A 20,685-nucleotide genomic window follows, 5' to 3' on the forward strand; every position below is an offset into this window, starting at 1 on the left:
CTCAGCGCTCGCCGGTCGACTCGGCGGTCAGTTCACGTACCACGGCGATCAGCCGCGAACTGCGTTCGCCCTTCGCCACGTAGGCGTCCACGCCCGCCTCCGACATCTCCCGCCGGCTGGACGCCTCGTCGTAGGCGGAGAACGCCACCAGACGGGTGCCGGACGACACCGCCCGGATGCCGCGCGCGGCCGCGGCACCACCGCCGGGCATCCGCACGTCCAGCACCGCGGCCTCCGGCCGCAGACGACCGCATGCCGCGATAGCGGCGTCGGCGCTGTCGACCTCCGCGACGACCGTCAGACCGGCCGCTGCCTCGAGAACCTCGATCAGCGCTTCGCGGACCTGGGCATCGTCGTCCGCCACCACGATCCTCACCGGCGCAGTCAACCGTCCTCCATCGATGGGCGCAGCCGACACGTCGTGTGCCGGCGCGGTCACCCGCGCACGCCGGGGTGGTACGGGCCCGGCGACGCCGCCAACATGGTCCGGGACGACCGCCCGCGGAGCATGCCCCAGGTCCGTCAACCGGCACCGGACACATCTGAGTCATGTACGAACAGCACGACTGTGGCTGCCGGACGTCGCCGAGGCCGTGCATCATGGCCACGGCGTCGACGTTCCCCTTCCCCGGGTCCCCCGCCGACGGCCGGCACCACTGCACGGTTCCCCCCGTCCGGGCAGTTCGTGTGCCGGCCGTCGCCCGGCCCGGACGTGGGTGGGCCGCCCTCCGGTCGCCTCCACCGAGCGCTTCGACGCCCACCACCAGCCCCCGCACCGTGAGATCCCCGATGCTCACCAGTCGCTACGACCGTGAACACGCCTGCGAATCGCGCTGCAGCGCGCGCGGCAGCACGACCGTCCACATCCACGGACGCCCCTTCCGGTTCTGCCGGCACCACGCCCGCGCGGTCGAGGCCGCGTACACCGCGGACGACCTGGGCGCCGAGCGCGCCGCCGTCGCCACCCTCGTGCGACACGAAGCCGACCGGCCGCGCCGAGCGCCGAGGAACGAGCCGTGAGGGGCACCTACTGTCCACACGGCATCTACGTCACCACCCACGTCGGCTGCACCGACTGCGGCCGGCGGTGACGACGCCGCGGCGGCCTCAGCCCCAGGTGTGGACCGGCTCGTTGCTGCGCATCCCCGCCATGTAGCGCCTGGTCATCTCGATGATGGCGTCCTGGCGGTTCGCGCCCTCGTCGAGGAGCTTGCGCACGGTGCGGACCTGCCAGCCGGCCCCCGTGATGCGCCGCAGGCAGCGCTGCTCGATGATCCCGAGGTAGTGGTCCCGGTCGCGGCGGTCGACCTGCCAGGCGTCGAGCCCCTTGTGGGCCAGCGGCAGCAGGGTGCGCAGCACCAGTTCACTGGCCGGGACGGTGCCCGCGCCGGGCCAGAACAGCTCGGACTCGATGCCGTGCTTGGCCGCGGAGAAGAAGTTGTCACAGGCGGCGGCGAACGACAGCTGCCGGTCGATCGGCGGGTCGAGCTCGGCCAGCGCGCGGACCAGGCCGAAGTAGAACGCGGCGTTGGCGACCGTGTCGACCACCGACGGTCCGGCCGGCAGCACCCGGTTCTCCACGCGCAGGTGCGGCTTGCCGCGCGCGACCGCGTAGACCGGCCGGTTCCAGCGGTAGACGGTGCCGTTGTGCAGCACCAGCTCCGGCAGGTGGGGCACACCGCCGTCCTCGAGCACCTTCTCCGGTTCCTCCTCGTCCAGCAGCGGCAGCAGCGACGGGAAGTAGCGCACGTTCTCGTCGAACAGCTCCAGCAGCGAGCCGATCCACTTCTCCCCGAACCACACCCGCGGCCGCACGCCCTGCGCCGCCAGTTCCTCCGTGCGGGTGTCGATCGACTGCTCGAACAGCGCGATGCGGGTCTCGCGCCACAACTCCTTGCCGAGCAGGAACGGCGAGTTGGCACCCACGGCGACCTGGGCGGCGGCGGCCGCCTGCGCCGCGTTCCACACCGTCGGGAAGCCCTCCGGGCTGACCTGCAGGTGTAGCTGCACGGACGTGGCCGCGGCCTCCATCGTGATCGAGCTGACCCGCGTCAGCAGCTTCTCCGGCCCTTCGATCTCCACCTGCAGATCCTCGCCGCGGGCGGCCAGGATCTGCTCGTTGAGCAGGTGGTAGCGCGGGTTGGGGGACAGGTTCTGGATCGCGATGTCCAGGTCGGAGAGCGTCGGCATGATGCCGATCATGACCACGTGTGCGTCCAGCTCCTGCGCGCGCCGGTGGGCGTGCAGGAAGGAGGTCTCCAGCTCCTCCTCGATCTCGCGGAACACGGTGCCGACCAGCTTGTGCGGCGCGAGGTTGAACTCGATGTTGAACTGCGCGAGCTCGGTCTGGAAGTCCTCGGACTCCAGCCGGCTGAGCAGTTCCGCGTTGATCATCATCGGCGCGCCGTCGGTGTCGACGACGTAGAACTCCACCTCGACGCCCATGAGCTTGCGCTCGGTCTCGAACGCGCCCGCCTCCAACATGCGGCGGAGGACGTCGACGTCGCGCTTCACCTTCTCGCGGTAGCGCTGCCGGTCCTCCCGCGTGAAGCGCACCTCGTCGATGTCGCGACCCATGGTCGTCGCCTTTTGCCGAACGGACCCGAAGCGTAGGACGCGGCCCCTCCTCGGGGGGCGCTAGCGTCACCCGACGTTCGGAACCATCGTGCGACGAGGTGCGACCGTGGAGATACGACCGCTGCAGCCCGCCGACCTCGCCGCGGTGCTCGCCCTCAACACCGCCGAGGTGCCCAACGTCGGGCCCCTGACGGCCACCACCCTCGCCGAGCTCGTCGCGCTGAGCGAGCTGTCACTGGTGGCCGTCGACGACGATGGGCTGGCCGGCATGCTGGTCGCGTTCGCCCCCGGCGCGCCCTACGGCAGCCCCAACTACGGGTTCTTCGAGCGTCGTGGCACGAACCACCTGTACGTCGACCGGGTGGCGGTGGCGGCACACGCCCGTCGCCGCGGCGTCGCCTCGGCGATCTACGACGCGGTGGAGGCCCACGCGCGGACCACGGGACGCGCCGAGGTCACGTGCGAGGTCAACCTCGAACCCCGCAACGACGTCTCGCTGGCCTTCCATGCCGCACGGGGGTTCGTCGAGGTCGGCCAGCAGGCCGTCGGCGAGCATCGCGTGAGCCTGCTGGCCAAGCCACTGGCCTGAGCCGGCCAAGCCGCTGGGCTGATTCGACGCTCAGTCCCAGTCGTCGATCCAATCGGGGTCGATCAGCCGCTCGCCGCGATCGAGTGCCGCGATGCGGGTCATGTCGTCGTCGCTGAGCTCGACGTCCCAGACCGCGAAGTTGGCGGCGATGTTCTCGGGCTTGCTCGAGCGCGGGATCGCCACCGTGCCACCGGTCTGCAGCAACCAGCGCAGGGTCACCTGGATCGGGGACAGCCCGTGCTGTTCGCCGACCTCCCGCAGCACCGGGTCGTCGAGCACCCTGCCCTGCGCGATCGGGGAGTACGCGGTGAGGAAACCGCCACGCTCGGACAGGACCTTCCGGATCGGGTCGACGGCGAGGTAGGGGTGATGCTCGACCTGGTCGGTGACGATCGGCGCGAGATCGAAGGCCTCGGCGAGGCGGTGCGAGGGGAAGTTGGAGACGCCGATCGCGCGGGCCAGTCCGGCGTCGCGCAGCTCGGTCAGGGCGCTCAGGGTCTCCGCCAGCGGGGCGTACTCGTCGGAGGGCCAGTGCAGGAGCAGCAGGTCGACGTGGTCGACCCCCAACTCGTCGAGGCTGCGACGCGTCGACGCGCGCACGTCCGGCGCCTGGGCCTGGTCGCGCCAGACCTTCGTGGTGAGGAACACCTCGTCACGGTCGACCTCGCTGTCGGCGATCGCGCGACCGACCTCGGCCTCGTTGCGGTAGATCTGCGCCGTGTCGACGTGCCGGTAGCCGACCTCCAGCGCGGCGCGGGTCGCGTCGTAGGCGGTGCGGCCGGTCAGCTGCCAGGTGCCGAAGCCCAGGGTCGGCACGCGCAGGTCGTCGATCGTCAACTCGTGCACTAGGGGTCTCCTCGGGTCGCGGTCGGGCACCCGACGCTACGAAGCCGTGCCGCCCGGCCGGCGAACCGGCCCGGTCGATCGGTCGGGCTCTGCGCGGGACCGGCGGGCGGACGGACAGCAGGACCGTCCCCGTGGTCACGTTGCGGGCCGGTGGGGGCCGGCGTGCCCCGTTACGGTCGGCGCGGCCGGACCGGAGGAAGGGGGCGTCGTGCCGCTGGTGCGCTTCGTCGTGTACGGGATCGCGAAGACCCTCAGCAAGGTCTTCGGCCTCGCGACGATGGCGTTCTTCGGGCGCATGCCGTCACGGGACGACGACAAGCTGGCCGCCGTGGGCGTGCTGGCGGTCACGTGGGTGCCGGTCGTGGCAGCGGTCGCCGTCCCCGCGCTGGGCGAGATGGTCATCCCCTTCGCGCCGGACGACGAACAGGTCGTGCGGCTGATCGCCCTCGGGACCGCACTGGTGATCCCGCTACTGGTCGGCTACGCGGTCAGCCGCATGCACAACAACGAGGGCAACGCGTCCCGCTCGACCGCCATGCACCTGCTCCACGGCTTCTGGTACACGCCGGTGATCGGCGCCGCGGTCTGCGGCGTGATCGTCGTGGTGCCCTTCGTGAAGACGTCCTACCTGGTCAAGCGTTTCACGGTGCAGCGCCTGATGGTGATGATCCCGGCCGGCACCTACGACGACGCGGTCGAACACGTCGTGGCCTCGCTGCGCCGACGCGGGCTGCAGGTCGAGGTCACCGAGCCGGAACGCTCGATCAAGCTGATGTTCCGGCTGCTCGGCTTCGTGCTCGGACACATCTTCTGCCGCGACGTCGCCGACGAGATGAAAGCCGTGCGCGGCCACGACGCCGACGGCGGCTGGTTCGAGGTCACGATCCACGCAGCCGACCTGTCGGTCGTCGGCAAGCAGAAGCAGGCGTGCCGGGTCCTGCCCGTGCTCGCCGAGGAACTCGACGAACGCGTCGTCTACTTCACCTGGGACGACGAGTCGCAGCGGCTGGAGGACCGGATGCGCGAGCTGCGCGGACAGCTCGAGGACGGCGACGAACCCGACCTCGATCAGGTGCGTCAGCTGGCCGAGGACCTCGCCACGTTGGAGCTGGACAAGGAGGAGTGGAACAACGTCCGGCGCAACCTGTACCGGCTGGAGCGCGACGCGTACGCGCGTGCGGCCGGCCGGGAGGACCCCGAGGCGGCGACGGAGGCCGTCCAGGAACGCGCGGCGCACAGCACGGCGTGACCGGCGGGGCCGGTCGACCGACGGGTCCGACGGCCCGACGGGTCCGACGGCGCTGGCCCCGGTCTCGGTCGAGGTGTCAGGGTCGAGACCGCTTCAGCCGGCGACGTCGAGGTTGTGCCGGAAGAGGCCGTCCGGGTCCCAACGCCGCTTGGCGGCGCGGAGCCGTTCGAGCGTCGCGCCCGGGTAGACCTCGTGGATGCGGGCCGGGCCGTCCGCGCCGACGAAGTTGAGGTAGGCGCCGGTGACGCCCTCCTCGCGCAGCGCGTCGTGGCTGTCGGTCACCCAGTCCTCGTGGCGCGCTCGTTCCTCGTCGCCCTCGAACATGGCGGCCACGTTGACCATGATCCGGCGTCCGCGATGGGCGTAGGCGGTCGCGCCGAGCGGAAGGCGGCCGATGGCGCCGCCCAGGACCCGGAGCTGCACCGCCGCCATCGGCGCCGTGGCCAGCGCGAGACGCTCGAGGATGGTCGCGGCGACCCCGGCGTCGAGCGTGTCGCGGTAGAAAGTGCGCAGCGCGGCGCGCGGATGGAAGTCGGCCGGCTCCTCGGTGTACAGCTCGGGGTAGGGCCGGGAGCGGACGTCGTCGAACAGCGGCCGGGCGAGCGCGCGGAACGGCGCGATGGCGGCGTCAGCTTCCGACTCCGGTCCCGCGTGCACGATCAGTGCGATGACCACCAGCTGCCCGTGCAGTTCCTCGGGGAGGAAGGGCAGCGGCGGGGCGACCATCACGTTCGCGATCGTCGACACGCTGTCGGGCGCCTCGTCCGCCGCGGCGACCAGCCCGGCGATCACCTCGGCGCTGGCCGGCAGCGCCAGCATGCCGCCGTGGACGGTCGTGACCTCGGCCAGCCGGTAGTGCAGCGCGGTGGCGACGCCGAAGTTGCCGCCGCCGCCGCGGATGGCCCAGAACAGCTCCGGCTCCGTGTCGGCGTCGACATGACGGATGCGTCCGTCGGCCGTGACCAGCTTCGCCGCGAGCAACTGGTCGTGCGTCAGACCGTGGGCGCGGCTGAGGAAGCCGATGCCGCCGCCCAGCGTGATGCCGCCGATGCCGACGGAACCGCTGTCGCCGAAGCCGACGGCCAGTCCGTGCCGCGCCGCCGCCTCCGTGACGGCCCCGGCGGTCAGTCCCGTCTGTGCCCAGACGGTGCGCGCCCCGGCATCGACCTCGAGCCGGCGCAGGCTGGACAGGTCCAGGACCAGGCCGCCGTCGATCACGCCGTGGCCGGCGACGCCATGCCCGCCGCCCTTGACGGCGAGGTCGAGGTCGGCGTCGCCCGCGAGGCGGACGACCTGGGCGACGTCGGTGGCGTCCGCGGGTCGGACGATCAGGGCGGGTCGCCGGTCGAGACCGCCGTAGTAGAGCGTGCGGGCGGCGTCGTAGTCGGGATGGTCCGGGGCCAGGACGTCCCCGCGCACCGATCGGCGCACGTCGTCGAGGGCGATGGGCAGGACACTCGGTGTCGGGGCGTGCATGGGCGGCTCCTCCGAAGGGTCACCTGAGGTGGACGACCGCCCGGCCGCGGAGTCATCGCGACACGGCCGAGGGCCCGTGGTCGACGCTATGACGGGACACGGATCCGTCGCGTCCGCATCGGCGACGCTACGACCTCGAGCTAGGTCGAGGTCAAGGTCCGGTCGAGGCAGAGTTCGGTGCGCGGGGGCTGGGCGGGTGCCGCCCGACGCCCGCGGTTCCCACCGTTTGCCTGACGAGGTCGGCGTCCACCGCCTCGGGGTTCCTAGCGTCCGCGCGACGGGGCCCGGTCGATCGACCGGCGCGGCCGCCGCGGTGAGCCGCGGTGGGGCGAATCGAAGCGTGAGGAGAGGCGCATGGTGCGCAGGTGGACGACGGTGGTGCTCGCGGGTGTGCTCGCCGTCACGAGTGGCGTCGTACCCGCGGTCGCCCAGGTCGACGAGGGCTCCGGACCCTGCCCCGAGGGGGCGCCGCCGGCACCGTTCGTCGACGTCACACGTGACAGCACGCACGCACCCGCGATCGACTGCGGCCACGAGCTCGACCTGCTGCTCGGCGTCACGGCCGACCGGTTCGCGCCCGCGCGTTCCGTCACCCGGGCGCAGGCCGCGTCGCTGGTGGCCAGGACCCTGGACGCGGCGCGGGTCGAGTTGCCGCCCGCCACGGCCGGGCGCGACTTCCCCGACGTGCCCGACGCGCACCGCGACAACGTGCGGCGGCTGCAGGCGGCCGGCATCGTCCAGGGCCGCGCCGGCGGGACGTTCGCGGGGTCCGCACCGGTCACCCGCGAACAGTTCGCGAGCCTCGCCGTCCGGGCGCTGTCGGTCGCGCGGGGCCTCGACGTGCTGGCGGTGACCTCGGGTGCCTTCCCGGACGTCGACTCCGAGGTGCACGGCGCGAACGTGGACGCCGCCGAGGAGCAGGGGGTGCTGCAGGGGCGTGCCGACGGCACCTTCGCGCCGAAGGCCGACACGCGGCGCGACCAGGCGGCCAGCGTCGCCGTCCGTCTGCTCCGCGAGCTTCGACGCGGCGGTGGCTTCGGCGCGTCCGACCGCCCGAACCGGCTGGCCGGCGGCGAGGTGTGGGTGCTGGACCAGGGCACCGACCGCATCCACGTCCACGACGGTGACGACGGTTTCACCGAGCTGACGTCGATCGACGTGCGCCCGCAGACGCTGCGCGACGCCGGCTTCGCGGCGGCGCCGACCGGGCAGTTCACCGTCCCCCACATGATCGAGTTCGACTCGCAGCAGCGCTACGCGTTCATCGCGGCCACGGCCGGCGGCGTGACGATCGTGGTCGACGCCCGCAGCAAGGAGGTCGTCGAGGTGCTGCCGACCGGGCCGGGCAGCCACATGGCGGCCGTGACCCCGGACGACGGCGCCGTGTGGGTCGCCGTCATCGGCACCGCCGGCCGCGCGGACACGCGCCCTGACCCGAACGGCGGCGACCCGCTGCCGGCCCAGGACCGCAAGATGGTGGAGATCCCGCTGGACCTCGACGCCGAGGCGCCCACGTTCGCCATCGGCCGTGAGCTGCACCTCGACGAGCTCGTGGCACCGCTCGAGGCCGCCAACGACTGGGAGTACCCGTCGTTCAGCCCGGTCTGCCACCAGTACGACCCGGACGCCACGCAGGCCTGGATCACGCTTGGTCCCGGCTGGAACCAGGGCGGCCTCGTCGTGCTCGACCTCGACGCCGGCGAGCTGGTCGAGGAGGCGGCGTTCGACCCGGCCGAGGTGAAGGCCAACTGCGGCGTGTCCGTCACCGACGAGCGCGTCATCGTCAACTGGAGCGGCCGGGTGGTCGCGGACCAGGACACGAACGGCGAGTGGTACGTGATCGACCCCGACACCTACGAGGTCCAGCGCACGGAGGACACCGAGGGCTTCGACGCCCACGGCCTGCGCCTGACCCCCGACGGGTCGAGCTACTGGCAGGTCAACCGTGCCTCCGACAACGCGTTGGTGATCGACGCGGAGACGCTCGAGGTCACCCGTCGCCTGCCGAACATCGCCGACACACCCGACATCCTCGACTACAGCCCGGACGGCGCGCTGCTCTACATCACGCAGCGCGGGCCGACACCGCGGTCGGGGGCGATCCACGCCGCGAGCGGCCAGCAGCCCGGCGTCGCCGTCGTCGACGTGGCATCGGGGCGACGCCTGGGCGTGTTGACCCAGGCGCCGGTCACCGACGTCGACGGTCGCCTGGTCAACGACGTCCACGGCATCGGGGTCCGTGTGCCACAGGAGGGCGACACCGTGCCGGAGGCGGCCACGGTGGCTCGCGCGAGCCTCGACGCCCGCCGGTCCGACCCTGCCACCTTCGGCGTCCACTGCAGCCTGCCGGTCACGGCCTGACCGCAACCGCGCGCCGGCAGCCGGCGGCCACAACCCACGTGGGTCGTGGCCGCCGACGCGTCATCGCGTGCCCCGCGCGCCCGCGTGCGGCCGGCGGGCTTCAGGCTCCGTCGGTCTCGGTGAGGACGCGGACGAGTAGTCGGGTGTACCGGGCAGGCTGCTCGAAGCTGGCGCGGTGGCCGGAGGCCGGCAGCTCGACCCACTCCTTCGCCGGCGCGTCGAGCCGGTCGAACCACGCGCGGGCGGGCACCACGCGGCCGCGGGACTCGTGCTCGCCCATGACCACGTAGAGCGGCACGTCCAGCCTGGGCACGGATTCGCGAAGATCGACCTGCTGGAGCCGCGGGTAGAGGAGCGCGTAGGTGTCGAGAAGTCCCCGGATGGCGGCGAGCCGGTCCATGAGGCTGTTCTCAGGACCCCAGATGGTCGAGGTCATCTCCGTGTGGCCGTCGAACTCCGGGTAGGTGAACAGCCCGCGCTCCAGGTCGTTGAGCACCAGGTCTTCCTCCCACCGCTCGTAGGGTGGGGGGCCGAGCGCCGCGAGCCGGCCGAGCGCCGCCTCGTCACCACGGCGACGTGCCTCGGCGGTGACGTCGTCGTGGAAGAGCCGATCGGTTGCCGTGACGTCGACCATCTGGCCCGTGCTGACGACGGCGCGGTAGCGCTCAGGGTGGCGGGCTGCGGCGAGGACCGCCGGGACGGTGCCGTAGGACTGGCCGGTGATGACGATGCGGTCCTCGTCGAACCGCTCCCGCAGGTAGTCGGTCACCACGAGCGTGTCGGCGACGGCGCCGTCGATGGTGAGCGTCGACGTGGGATCGATGGCCCGGTAGGACTTGCCGGTGCCGCGCTGGTCCCAGGTGACGACGACGAAGTGCTCCTCCAGGCTGGTGTCCAGGCGCATGGCGCCGAGGTCCGTGCCGCCGGGTCCACCGGCGAGGTGCAGCAGTACCGGGGCGTCCGCGTCGACGCCGCGGATCAGCAGGGACTGGTCGAGCCCGTTCACGTCGATGGTGATGAGCTCGGCGATGCTGTTCGGCCGCGGCTGACCATCGGGACCGAGGATCGGTGCGGTGGACGCCGGCACCGCCACGAGCACGGCCAGGGCGACGATGCCCAGACTCGTCAGGGCCAGAACGGCCGTCCCGGTTCGGCGAAAGCGGTGGACGCTGGAAGTGCGGCGCGCTGCGAGCTGCACGCCCCAGCCGGCGCCGACGGCCATCGGCGCGACCAGCAACGCGCCGAGGGCGAGCCGGACGGCGACCCAGGCGAGCACACCCATCAACGTGAGCCGTGGGCGATCGACGGTTGGGCCGACGAGGTTCATCTGCCCGAGCTCGACCACCACGACGAACACCATCGGGGCCAGCAGCACGGCGAAGCGCCGACGGACGAGCGCGCCGGCGGCGAGGCCGACGGCTGCGGCAGCGGGTATGGCGACCAGCGCCTCCACTCGGGTGATCGGTCCGCGCGGCAGGAAGTCGGCGCACAGCTGGGCGGCGGTCGTACTCAGAACCACGGCCAGGAGGAGGCGCACCCGCAGGTCGGAGAGGAGCACGCGAAGGCCCTCCGGGCGCCGCGGACGGGGCCCAGTCCTGCCGGCGTCCGTCGCGCCGGTCGCCATGGTGTCCCGTCGCGAGATCGTCCTGGCGTTCATGACTCACCCCCGAGGAGTGGCGGTCCGCATCACGGGCGTCCGGCGCGCCGGGTCGCCGGCGCTGTAGCGGCGGGCGTGCCGCGAGACCGCGCCCGCTCTTGCAGCAGCAGCCACTCGGTGAGTTCGGCGTGCCGTTGCTCGAGGTCGGTGTCGAGGGAGCCGGACAGATGCCGGTCGGCGACGATGCGACCGTCGACCATGTAGAGCACGCGACCGGTGCGGGCGGCGACCTTGGCGTCGTGCGTGACCAGCATGATCGTGGTGCCGTCCGCGTTGAGTTCGCAGAGGATGTCCATGATCTCGGAGGCGGCGGCCGAGTCGAGCGCGCCGGTCGGTTCGTCGCCCAACAGGATCGTCGGCTGGTTCATCAGCGCGCGGCAGATGCCGATGCGCTGGAGTTGTCCGCCAGAAGCCTCCGAAACGTCACGGTCGGCGAGGCCCGCGACCCCGGTTCGCTCCAGCAACCGCCGCGCACGATCGTCGAGTTCGTCGCGTGGGGCGAGACCGGCGAGGTAGGCGGGCAGGACGACGTTGTCGAGCAGGGACAGGTTCTTCAGCAGGTGGACGTGCTGGAAGACGAACCCCATCCTCGTGAGCCGGAGACGGGCCAGCTTCTTCTGGCCGAGCGTCCCGAGGTCCTGCCCGTCGAAGACGACGGTGCCGGACGTCATCGTGTCCATGCCGCTGATGTTGTAGAGCAGGGTCGACTTGCCGGAGCCCGATGGACCCATGACGGAGACGAATTCGCCGTTGCCGACTTCCAGGTCCACGCCGTTCAGCACGGGGTGACCGTCGAAGGCCTTGGTCAGGTTCTTCGCGACGACGATGGCGGGTGCGGCGCTCATGGCGACCCCCTCATTCGATGTTGAGGGCGGAGATGTTGGCGTCCGAGATGGCCCGGGAGCTGGCCGCGGTCGCCACGGTGACGGACACGACCAGCGCGGCCGGCAGGACGACGTACGCCAGTAGTGGTCGGACGTCGAAGGCGATGCGGCTGGTGCCGCGGCCGAGCGCGTCGAACCCGCCGAACATCGCCTCGAACACGAGGTTGAACAGCGTCTCGCCGGCGGTGTTCGCGGCGAGCGTGCCGGCCACGACGCCCAGAGCGAGTACGAGCAGCATCCGGGTGAGGTACTGCAGGCGCAGGCCGGCGTCGTCGGCGCCGATCGCCCGCTGGATGGCGACCTGGCCGCCGTCCCTGGCGAGCAGCATGCGGTTGAACAGCGCCGTCATCAGCATCGCGAGAGCGACGGCGACGATCGCGGCGACGACGGCGGCCGTCGTGATCTGCTGGGCGATGGGTCCGAGGGTCTGGACGCGCCACTGTCCGATGTCGGCGATCTTGGCCGGCGCGAACTCGTCCGCATATGCCGCGGCCTTCGCGCCGGCATCCGTCCCGGCAGCGAGGTCGACACCGACCATGTACCACATCACCTCGTCACCCTCGATCGGCAGGGACGACTTGGCGGTCTTCCCGCCGTTGGTGATGTCCTGGTAGCTGCCCACGATCGCCAACTCGCGGGTCCGGCCGCCGACCTCGACCGGGAGGGTCGCGCCGACGCCACGCCCGGTCTCGTTCAGCGCGAGCAGCGACAGTGCGATCTCGGCGTCGTTCGTCGGAGCGCGCCCCTCGGCGTAGGTCAACGGCAGCCGGGTGTGGTCGCCGTTCTCGACGTAGAGGCTGACGGCGTTGCCGTCCATGTCCACCGTGTCGTTGCGGGTCGTGACCATCTGCGCGGTCGTCAGCGCCTGCGGGTCGGCTCGGAGCCGGTCGACGATGCGCGCGAACTGCCCCGGCGAGGCGTCGTCGGCGTGGCGCAGGTCGATGCGCAGATCGACGGCGCCGATCCCCATGTAGTTGATGAAGCCCGGCGAGTTCGCCGTCGTGGCGGAGTTGACCGGCACGATCATGATGAACGTGCTGACCGCGAAGACGAAGAACAGCAGCAGATAGGTCGGCCATCGCCCGACGACGTCCATCACGCCGAGCCTCACGTGCACGGGCATCCTCGACCGGTGTAGGCGCAGGCGGGCCGCCTTCGGCTGCCGGCTGGTCGTGCCGGCCCGCAGAGCGGTGACCGCGCTGATCCGGTCGAAGCGGCGCAGCAGCACCAGGACGAACAGCACGAGCACGGCAAACACCACGACGGCGGCGAGGAGCGGGGCGAGCCAGTTCCACAGCGTCGGCGCGGAGCCCAGGTAGCGGGTGATGTTTCGGGTCAGCAAGGGGGTCAGCGCCCAGCCGCCGAGCAACCCGAGCACCGAGGCGATGCCGGCGAGCAAGGCGTACTTGGTGAGGTAGATCCTGCCGATGTCGCGAGGGGCGACGCCGACGGCCTTGAGCACACCGATCTCGCGGTAGTCCTGCTCGGTCGCGGTGAGGAAGGAGAAGCGCAGACAAAGCAGACCGACCGCGAGTAGGAGCAACGCGACCAGGATCACCACGGCGGCGACCATCCCGTCGCCGATCACCGTCAACGTCCTGAACGTCGCCGAGTCGACCATCTGGCCGACCTTCGGCATGTCCGAGTCGAGGTAGGCCTTCTCGAACGCGGCGGTCTGTGTGGCCGGGTCATCGAGCCAGAACTCCAGGAGGTACTCGACCTCGCCGGTGTGCGCGCGAACCTCCTCCAGGTCCGATGCAGCCACGGCGAGGCGCTTGGAGCTGGCGACGGCGGGGTTCATGATCGAGTCGCGGGCGAAATCGGCGATCGTGAAGTCCTTGGCGTAGCCGTCCGCAGCCGTGATCCGGACCGACTGGCCGACCTCGAGTCCGGCTTCGACCTCGTAGATCACCGGCAGCACGATCGTGCCGGGGGCCACGTCCGTCAGCGGCTGGTTGTCCAGGTCGAGCAACAGGTCGCGCTCCGTGTTGGGCACGACGAGAGCGTTCTGCTGGATGCTGGCGGTCTGCGGCACGCCGTCGAACGACAGGTTCGCCCCGTCGATGCCGAGCATCAGCATCGACTGGTGGTGAACGACGTCAGGCCGCGCGGCCGCCCAGCGATCCACCTCCGCCTGGTCGTACGGTCCCGCGTGCATCTGGAGCACGTGCGGCGCGGCGGCCTGCGCCATCAAGCGACCGGACGTGCCGACGAGGCGGGACAGCGTCCCCGTACTCGCGGCCGCGAGGAGCACCGCCAGCATCATCAACACCACGAGGAGTGCGGTGACGCTGCGGTTGCGCACGAAGTCCCGAGCGATCATCCGGGCGTACACGGCAGACCCTTCCGCCGAGTGCCATCGTCGGTCGGCAACGCTGCGGGGCGCAGGGCCGTTGGGCACACGTCCGGCACCGATCGGCCCTTGGGGAGCGCGGGACCGCCGCGACGCGGGGTGGCCTCGCAGCCAGCGCCACCACCGGCGGTGGGCGGATACCTTCCCACCCCGTACCTCTACGTCGGCCAGCCGCGTCATATCGCCCGCATGCGCCGAACCGGACGCGAACGCAGGCAGGAACGACACGTATGGATCCGCAACGTGAGGCGGCGCGGCGGCGCACCTTCGCCATCATCTCGCACCCCGACGCCGGGAAGACCACGCTGACGGAGAAGTTCCTCCTGTACAGCGGCGCGATCCAGGAGGCCGGGGCGGTCAAGAGCCGCAAGGTCGAGCGGTCGACGGCCTCGGACTGGCTGGAGCTCGAGCAGAAGCGCGGGATCTCGGTCAGCTCGGCGGTCATGCGCTTCGAGCACGACGGGCACGTGTTCAACCTGCTCGACACGCCCGGACACCGCGACTTCTCCGAGGACACCTACCGGGTGCTGTCCGGCGTCGACGCGGCGGTCATGGTCATCGACGCGGTCAACGGCGTCGAGCCGCAGACGGAGAAGCTCTACGCCGTGTGCCGCAGGCGGGGCACGCCCATCATCACGTTCGTCAACAAGATGGACCGGCCCGCACCCGAGCCGCTGGAGATCCTCGACGACATCGAGACGAAGCTCGGCATCGACACCCATCCGGTGACCTGGCCGGTCGTGCCGGAGGGCCGGTTCGCCGGCGTGGTCGACCGCCGCGACCGTAGCTTCCACGTGTACGGCGACTCGGCGCACGGCAGCCACACGGGCACGGAGTCGACCGAGGCGTGGCGTGACGAGCTGGACGCGACCGGCATGGCCGGCGAGGAGCTGGCGCTGCTGGACGAGCTCGGCAAGGACGTCGACGTCAAGCGCTTCCTGGCCGGCGAGGCGACACCGGTGTTCTTCGGCTCGGCGCTGGCGAACTTCGGCGTCCGGCTGCTGCTGGACGCGGTCGCGGAACTGGCGCCCTCGCCCGGCCCGCGGGCGACCCGCGACGGCGACCATCGTGCGATCGACGAGCCGTTCGCCGGCTTCGTGTTCAAGGTCCAGGCGAACCTCGATCCGCGTCACCGCGACCGCCTGGCGTTCGTGCGGGTGTGCTCGGGCACGTTCGAGCGCGGCACCGCGCTGACGTGCGCCCGCAACGGCAAGCGTGTGGTCGCGAAGTACGCCCACCAGGTCTTCGGTCGCGAGCGCGAGACGGTGGACGTGGCGTTCCCCGGCGACATCGTCGGGCTGGTCAACGCGACCGACCTGCGAATCGGCGACACGCTCTACGACGGCAAGAAGGTCGAGTTCCCGCCCCCGCCGACGTTCACGCCGGAGCACTTCGCCGTCTGCACGCCGGCCGACCGCAGCAAGGTGAAGCAGTTCCGCCGCGGCCTGGAGCAGCTCGACCAGGAAGGCGTGATCCAGGTGCTGCGCCACCCGGACCTCGGCGACCAGGAACCGCTGCTGGCCGCGGTGGGTCAGCTCCAGTTCGACGTCGCCACCTGGCGGCTGGAGCACGAATTCGGTGCCCCGGTGCGGCTGCGGGCCGCGTCGTACGAGTCGGCGCGTGCGACCGACGACGCGTCGGTGCCGAAGCTCCGGACGCTGCGCGACGTGTCGGTGTACTACCGCTCCGACGACGTCCCGATGGCCCTGTTCCGCAGCCGCTGGGTGGCCGAACGCGTCGCGTCCGACCACCCCGAGCTCACGCTCGACCAGGTGCTGTTCACGTAGCTCGCGGCGGCGTCGTCAGCGCGCGGCCGCTGGGCGGGACCACCCAGCCCGTGACGGGCGGGTGATACCAACGAGTGTGCGACTGCCGTCGCAGATCGTGTTCGCGTGACCACTTCATGTGAGTGGCCGTCTAGCGTCACGCCGTCGCGCTTCGCGCCTCGCGCGCACCGGCGATCCCGGCGGTGCGGGGCGGGCATGGGAGCTGAGCGCGGCGCGTCGTCGCCCGCCGTGGGCGACGACCCATGGGAGTGAACGAATGGGAGTCTTCTCGTCACGCGTGCTCCGAAGGAAGCACGCCACCCGACGGAGCGTCGGGATGTTGGCCGCCGCGGCGATGCTCATCAGTGTCCTGCCGGTGGCGGCCGTGGCCGACGACGTCGACCCGCGCGTCGGCCTGAGCCCCGGCCTGTATGACGCGTCCGACGCCATCCTCGGCCTCGAGCACCTCGACTGGTTCCAGAAGCGCGACGGGACGCTGACGAACACCGTCTCCGATCTCGCCTTCCAGGGCGACTACGTCTTCATGGGCAACTACAACGGTCTGCAGGTCTTCGATGCCAGCGACCCGTCGGACCTTGAGTTGGTCACGGAGGTCCTCTGTCCGGGCAGCCAGAACGACATCTCGGTGTTCGGTGACCTGGCCTTCCAGTCGGTCGAAGCGACCGGCGGCAAGATCGACTGCACCACCGGCGGCGTCAACGCGTCCAACCGCATGCGCGGCGTCCGGATCTGGGACATCAGCGATCCGGTGAACCCGGACCTGGTCAAGAACGTCCAGACGTGTCGTGGCTCGCACACCCACACGGTGGTCGAGGACCCGAACGATCCCGACCACGTGTACGTCTACGTGTCCGGTACCGCCGGGCAGCGCTCGTCCGCGGAGGTCGTCTCGACGCCCGACGGCGAGATGTCCGGGCGCTGCGGCCAGACGTCCGCAGCCGGGGCGAACCCGTCGCAGTGGATGATCGAGGTCATCAAGGTGCCGCTGGCGAGCCCAGAGGACGCCCAGGTCGTCACCGAGGCTCGGCTGTTCCGGAACTTCGAAACCGGGGCGGTCAACGGCCTGCAGAACAGCGCGCCTCCGGGCGGTCACCCCTGCAACCAGGACCCCGACCCGGACTTCTTCTGCGCCCCGGCCGGCGCGAACTACTCGCCGACCCCCAACACCAACACCTGCCACGACATCACGGCCTACCCGGCGATCGGCCTGGCCGCCGGCGCCTGCCAGGGCAACGGCCTCCTGATCGACATCACCGACCCGGCCGACCCGGTCCGGGTGGACGACGTGGCGGACCCGAACTTCTCGTACTGGCACTCGGCGACGTTCAACAACGACGGCACGAAGGTCCTCTTCACCGACGAGTGGGGTGGCGGCGGCGGCGCACGCTGCATGGCCAACCACCGCGAGGAGTGGGGTGCCAACGCGCTGTTCGACATCGTGCAGACCGACGACGGCCCGAAGATGGAGTTCGCGAGCTACTACAAGCTGCCCGTGCCGCAGACCGCCCAGGAGAACTGCGTCGCGCACAACGGCTCGCTGATCCCCGTCCCGGGTCGCGACATCATGGTCCAGGCGTGGTACCAGGGTGGCGTGTCGATCTTCGACTTCACCGACACGGCCAACCCGTATGAGATCGCCTACTTCGACCGTGGTCCGATCGGCACGGGCACCGCGCTGGTGAGCGGCGGCTACTGGTCGGCCTACTGGTACGACGGCAACATCTACGGCTCGGAGATCGCACGCGGGCTCGACTCGTTCGCGCTCGCCGAGACCGACCAGCTGTCGGCCAACGAGATCGCGGTGGCGGAGTCGGTCGACTTCCGTCAGCGCAACGTCCAGGGCCAGGAGCGGTTCGCCTTCGAACCCAGCTTCACGCTCAGCCGGGCCTACCGTGACCAGGCGGCACGGGCCGGTATGGACGCCGACCTGCTCGCCAACGTGGACAAGTTCATCGACCGTGCCGAGCGGTTCCAGACCGGCCCGCAGGCGCAGGCCGCGAAGGCGAACCTGCGCGCGCTGGCCAACCAGCTCGACGACGTCGGTGGGTACGACGACCTGTCCGCGTCGCTGCGAGCGCTGGCCGACGCCTGATCCCGAGGCAGGATCCGCAGCACCCAGGAGGGGGCGCCACACGGCGCCCCCTCCGCCATGACGCCCCCTCGGCCGCCAGTCGGCGCCCCGTCAGCTGCGCGGCGCCTCATGCGTCGCTCAAGGCAGCTTCAAGCCCGGGCGTGGATGGTCGGGATCGCGGATGCTCGTACGGCCGAGCGTGTCGACGACGCCGCGTCCCCGACGTCACGCCCAGGAGACCATCATGCGAACCCGTACCGTCACGGTCACCCGTCGGACGCCCGCACCACCCGAGCGCGTCTGGGCGTTGCTCGGCGACATCACCAGCTGGCCGGAGTGGGCTCCGGTCCGCGGTGCGGAGTTGGAGTTGCCGGCGGCCGGCGGTGGTGACGGGCTCGGTGCCATCCACGCCCTGCGCACGCCCACCGGCACCACGCGCGAGCAGGTCGTCGCCCACGAGGCGCCGCGGCACCTCGCCTACGTGCTGCTGTCCGGTCTGCCGCTGCGCGACTACCGCAGCGACGTGACGCTGGAGCCCACCGACGGTGGCACCACCGTCACGTGGACGTCGAGGTTCAGCGGCGGCTGGCTCCGCGCACGCTTCGTTGCCATGGTGCTCGGGACCTACAGCCGGCGTCTGACCGCGGCCGCCACCTCGTTGTCCTCGGCGTCCTGACCACCCCGGTCGTCGGTGGGGGGCCCGCCATCCTCGTCGTCGGTCGGGTTCGTACGCTCGGGTGGCCCACCCGTGTCCCGGCGCGAAGGCCGGGCGTCGTCACTGGAGCGGTCATGGCCAACCGGCTCGCGCACGAGAGCTCGCCCTACCTGCGCCAGCACGCCGACAACCCGGTGGACTGGTTCCCGTGGGGCGAGGACGCCTTCGCCGCCGCCCGCGAACGTGACGCGCCGATCTTCCTGTCCGTCGGCTACTCGTCGTGCCACTGGTGCCACGTGATGGCGCACGAGAGCTTCGAGGACGAGCAGATCGCCGCGCTGCTCAACGAGCGCTTCGTCAACGTCAAGGTCGACCGCGAGGAACGTCCCGACGTCGACGCGGTCTACATGCAGGCCGTCACCGCCATGACCGGCCACGGTGGCTGGCCCATGAGCGTGTTCCTCACCCCCGAGGGACGCCCGTTCTACGCCGGCACCTACTGGCCGAAGCAGCCCGCGCACGGCATGCCCTCGTTCCCGCAGGTGGCCGTGGCGGTCGCCGACGCCTGGCAGGAGCGCCGCGACGAGGTGCTCGAGTCCGCCACCTCGATCGCCTCGGCCCTGGACGCGCACCGGGACGCGTCGCTGGCGGACACGATCGACCCCGCTTTCGTCGACGAGGCGGCCCGGCTCGTCCTGGGCCAGGCCTGGGACCGGCAGCTGGGTGGCTTCGGGCGCGCGCCGAAGTTCCCGCAGGCGATGACCATCGAGTGGCTGCTGGCACGCCATGCCCGCACCGCCGAGCCGGACGCCCTGGCCGCCAGCGTGCAGGCGCTGGACGCGATGGCCCGCGGCGGCATCCACGACCAGTTGGCGGGCGGGTTCGCCCGCTACTCGACCGATGCCCGCTGGCTGGTCCCGCACTTCGAGAAGATGCTCTACGACAACGCGCTGCTGCTGTCGGCGTACGCGACCGCGGCGGCGCTCACGGGCGGGCCGGACCTGGTCCGTGTCACGCACTCGACGGCGACCTACCTGCTCGCGGAGCTGCGGACGGCGGGGGGTGCCTTCGTCGCGGCGACCGACGCCGATTCGGAGGGCGTCGAGGGTCGCTACTTCGTGTGGCCCTACGACGAGCTGGTCGAGGTGATCCGCGAGGCCGACGCCGATCCCGACCGCTGGGCCGCTTTCCTCGGCGCGACCCCGGAGGGCAACTGGGAGGGCGTCAACGTCCTGCACGAGCCGGTGCCGCGCCACACCTTCGCCGAACGGCGCGGGCTGGACCTGGACGCGTTCGAGGACGAGTGGGAGCGCATCCGACTGGCCCTGCTCGAGCGGCGGGCACAGCGCGTGCCGCCCGGTGTGGACGACAAGGTCATCACCAGCTGGAACGCCTACGCGATCCGGGGGTTGGCCCGCGCCGGCCGGCTGCTCGACGAGCACGGCTGGGTCGTGGCCGCCACCGCCGCCGCGAGCTTCCTGCACGAGCACCTGGTCGTCGCCGACCGCCTGCACCACTCCTGGAAGGACGGTCACGTCGGCGCGCCGGCGTTCCTCGAGGACGTCGCCGGACTGGCCCTGGCCGACCTGGAACTGTTCCAGGCCACCGGCGAGCGGATCTGGTTCGACCGTGCCAGGGCGCTGGCGGACGAGGCCGAGGAGCGCTTCCACGACGACGCCGAGGGCGGCTGGTTCCAGACCGCGCACGACGCGGAGACGCTGTTCACCCGCCCCAAGGACACGTGGGACAACGCCACGCCCGCGGGCACGTCGGTGATGGTCGAGGTGTGCCGGCTGCTGGCCGGGCTCACCGGCGACCTCGGGTGGCGGACCCGTGCCGAGGAGGGGGTCCGGCTGTTCCAGGACGGTGCTCGGCGCATGCCGACCGGCTACGGCTGGCTGCTGCGGCAGGCCGAGGCGCTGGTCGGCGGGATGCGCGAGGTCGCCATCGTCGGCGAGCCGGGCCCCGACCGGGACGCGCTCGCCCGCGTCGCCAACGGCATGCTCGATCCGGGCACGCTGGTGGTCGTCACCGACCCGGCCCACCACGACCGCGTGCCGCTGCTCGCGGGGCGCGGACCCGTCCAGGGTGCCCCGGCGGCCTACGTGTGCCGGGACCTGGCCTGCGAGCGGCCCGTCACGCGACCCGACGAACTCGCGGCACTGCTGCGCGTGTGAGCG

The 20,685-nt window shown here is 71.5% G+C and carries 15 protein-coding genes; 8 read left to right on the plus strand and 7 right to left on the minus strand.

Going from position 1 to position 20,685, the window contains the following annotated elements; all coding sequences use genetic code 11:
* Position 1: 1 nt before the first annotated feature.
* Positions 2-376: a response regulator transcription factor gene (locus ACERM0_RS06650; RefSeq protein WP_373677765.1), complete on the minus strand. Its 375-nt coding sequence runs from the start codon at positions 374-376 to the stop codon at positions 2-4.
* Positions 377-789: 413 nt separating this feature from the next.
* Here ACERM0_RS06650 and ACERM0_RS06655 point away from each other — a divergent pair, with 413 nt between their 5' ends.
* Positions 790-1,020, plus strand: a complete 231-nt coding sequence (locus ACERM0_RS06655) for a hypothetical protein (protein ID WP_373677766.1) — start codon at positions 790-792, stop codon at positions 1,018-1,020.
* 87 nt (positions 1,021-1,107) lie between these two features.
* Here ACERM0_RS06655 and ACERM0_RS06660 read toward each other — a convergent pair whose 3' ends face one another.
* Entirely contained in the window at positions 1,108-2,577 is a 1,470-nt protein-coding gene (locus ACERM0_RS06660) for a glutamate--cysteine ligase (protein WP_373677767.1), read from the minus strand.
* 106 nt (positions 2,578-2,683) lie between these two features.
* Between ACERM0_RS06660 and ACERM0_RS06665 the strand changes: the two genes are divergently transcribed.
* Positions 2,684-3,166 carry a GNAT family N-acetyltransferase gene (locus ACERM0_RS06665; protein WP_373677768.1) on the plus strand — a complete coding sequence of 161 codons (483 nt, stop codon included), beginning with the start codon at positions 2,684-2,686 and terminating at the stop codon, positions 3,164-3,166.
* Positions 3,167-3,196: 30 nt separating this feature from the next.
* On the opposite strand, the gene ACERM0_RS06670 is transcribed toward ACERM0_RS06665, so the two are convergent.
* On the minus strand, positions 3,197-4,012 hold the full coding sequence (locus ACERM0_RS06670) for an aldo/keto reductase (protein ID WP_373677769.1): 816 nt from the start codon (positions 4,010-4,012) through the stop codon (positions 3,197-3,199).
* 208 nt (positions 4,013-4,220) lie between these two features.
* On the opposite strand from ACERM0_RS06670, the gene ACERM0_RS06675 reads away from it, so the two are divergent.
* On the plus strand, positions 4,221-5,261 hold the full coding sequence (locus ACERM0_RS06675) for a hypothetical protein (RefSeq protein ID WP_373677770.1): 1,041 nt from the start codon (positions 4,221-4,223) through the stop codon (positions 5,259-5,261).
* Positions 5,262-5,354: 93 nt separating this feature from the next.
* On the opposite strand, the gene ACERM0_RS06680 is transcribed toward ACERM0_RS06675, so the two are convergent.
* On the minus strand, positions 5,355-6,737 hold the full coding sequence (locus tag ACERM0_RS06680) for an FAD-binding oxidoreductase (protein ID WP_373677771.1): 1,383 nt from the start codon (positions 6,735-6,737) through the stop codon (positions 5,355-5,357).
* Between the two features lie 354 nt (positions 6,738-7,091).
* Here ACERM0_RS06680 and ACERM0_RS06685 point away from each other — a divergent pair, with 354 nt between their 5' ends.
* Complete coding sequence (locus tag ACERM0_RS06685; RefSeq protein ID WP_373677772.1) at positions 7,092-9,098, plus strand: YncE family protein; 2,007 nt, start codon at positions 7,092-7,094, stop codon at positions 9,096-9,098.
* 100 nt (positions 9,099-9,198) lie between these two features.
* Here ACERM0_RS06685 and ACERM0_RS06690 read toward each other — a convergent pair whose 3' ends face one another.
* From ACERM0_RS06690 to ACERM0_RS06700, 3 genes are all read right to left on the minus strand, one after another.
* Positions 9,199-10,656 carry an alpha/beta fold hydrolase gene (locus tag ACERM0_RS06690; RefSeq protein ID WP_373677773.1) on the minus strand — a complete coding sequence of 486 codons (1,458 nt, stop codon included), beginning with the start codon at positions 10,654-10,656 and terminating at the stop codon, positions 9,199-9,201.
* 128 nt (positions 10,657-10,784) lie between these two features.
* Positions 10,785-11,600: an ABC transporter ATP-binding protein gene (locus ACERM0_RS06695; RefSeq protein ID WP_373677774.1), complete on the minus strand. Its 816-nt coding sequence runs from the start codon at positions 11,598-11,600 to the stop codon at positions 10,785-10,787.
* Between the two features lie 10 nt (positions 11,601-11,610).
* Positions 11,611-13,962, minus strand: a complete 2,352-nt coding sequence (locus tag ACERM0_RS06700; protein WP_373677775.1) for an FtsX-like permease family protein — start codon at positions 13,960-13,962, stop codon at positions 11,611-11,613.
* Between the two features lie 260 nt (positions 13,963-14,222).
* On the opposite strand from ACERM0_RS06700, the gene ACERM0_RS06705 reads away from it, so the two are divergent.
* The 4 genes from ACERM0_RS06705 to ACERM0_RS06720 all read left to right on the plus strand — a co-directional run bounded on the left by ACERM0_RS06705 (position 14,223) and on the right by ACERM0_RS06720 (position 20,682).
* Complete coding sequence (locus ACERM0_RS06705; RefSeq protein ID WP_373677776.1) at positions 14,223-15,779, plus strand: peptide chain release factor 3; 1,557 nt, start codon at positions 14,223-14,225, stop codon at positions 15,777-15,779.
* Positions 15,780-16,095: 316 nt separating this feature from the next.
* The gene (locus tag ACERM0_RS06710; RefSeq protein ID WP_373677777.1) at positions 16,096-17,871 is read left to right on the plus strand and encodes an LVIVD repeat-containing protein; all 1,776 of its coding nucleotides are present in this window, start codon (positions 16,096-16,098) and stop codon (positions 17,869-17,871) included.
* Positions 17,872-18,094: 223 nt separating this feature from the next.
* A complete protein-coding gene (locus tag ACERM0_RS06715; protein ID WP_373677778.1) occupies positions 18,095-18,526 on the plus strand; it encodes an SRPBCC family protein in 432 nt (143 codons plus the stop codon).
* A gap of 113 nt (positions 18,527-18,639) precedes the next feature.
* Entirely contained in the window at positions 18,640-20,682 is a 2,043-nt protein-coding gene (locus tag ACERM0_RS06720; RefSeq protein WP_373677780.1) for a thioredoxin domain-containing protein, read from the plus strand.
* The last annotated feature ends 3 nt before the right edge of the window (positions 20,683-20,685 follow it).

The sequence above is a fragment of the Egicoccus sp. AB-alg2 genome (genome assembly GCF_041821065.1).
Taxonomy (GTDB): Bacteria; Actinomycetota; Nitriliruptoria; order Nitriliruptorales; family Nitriliruptoraceae; genus Egicoccus.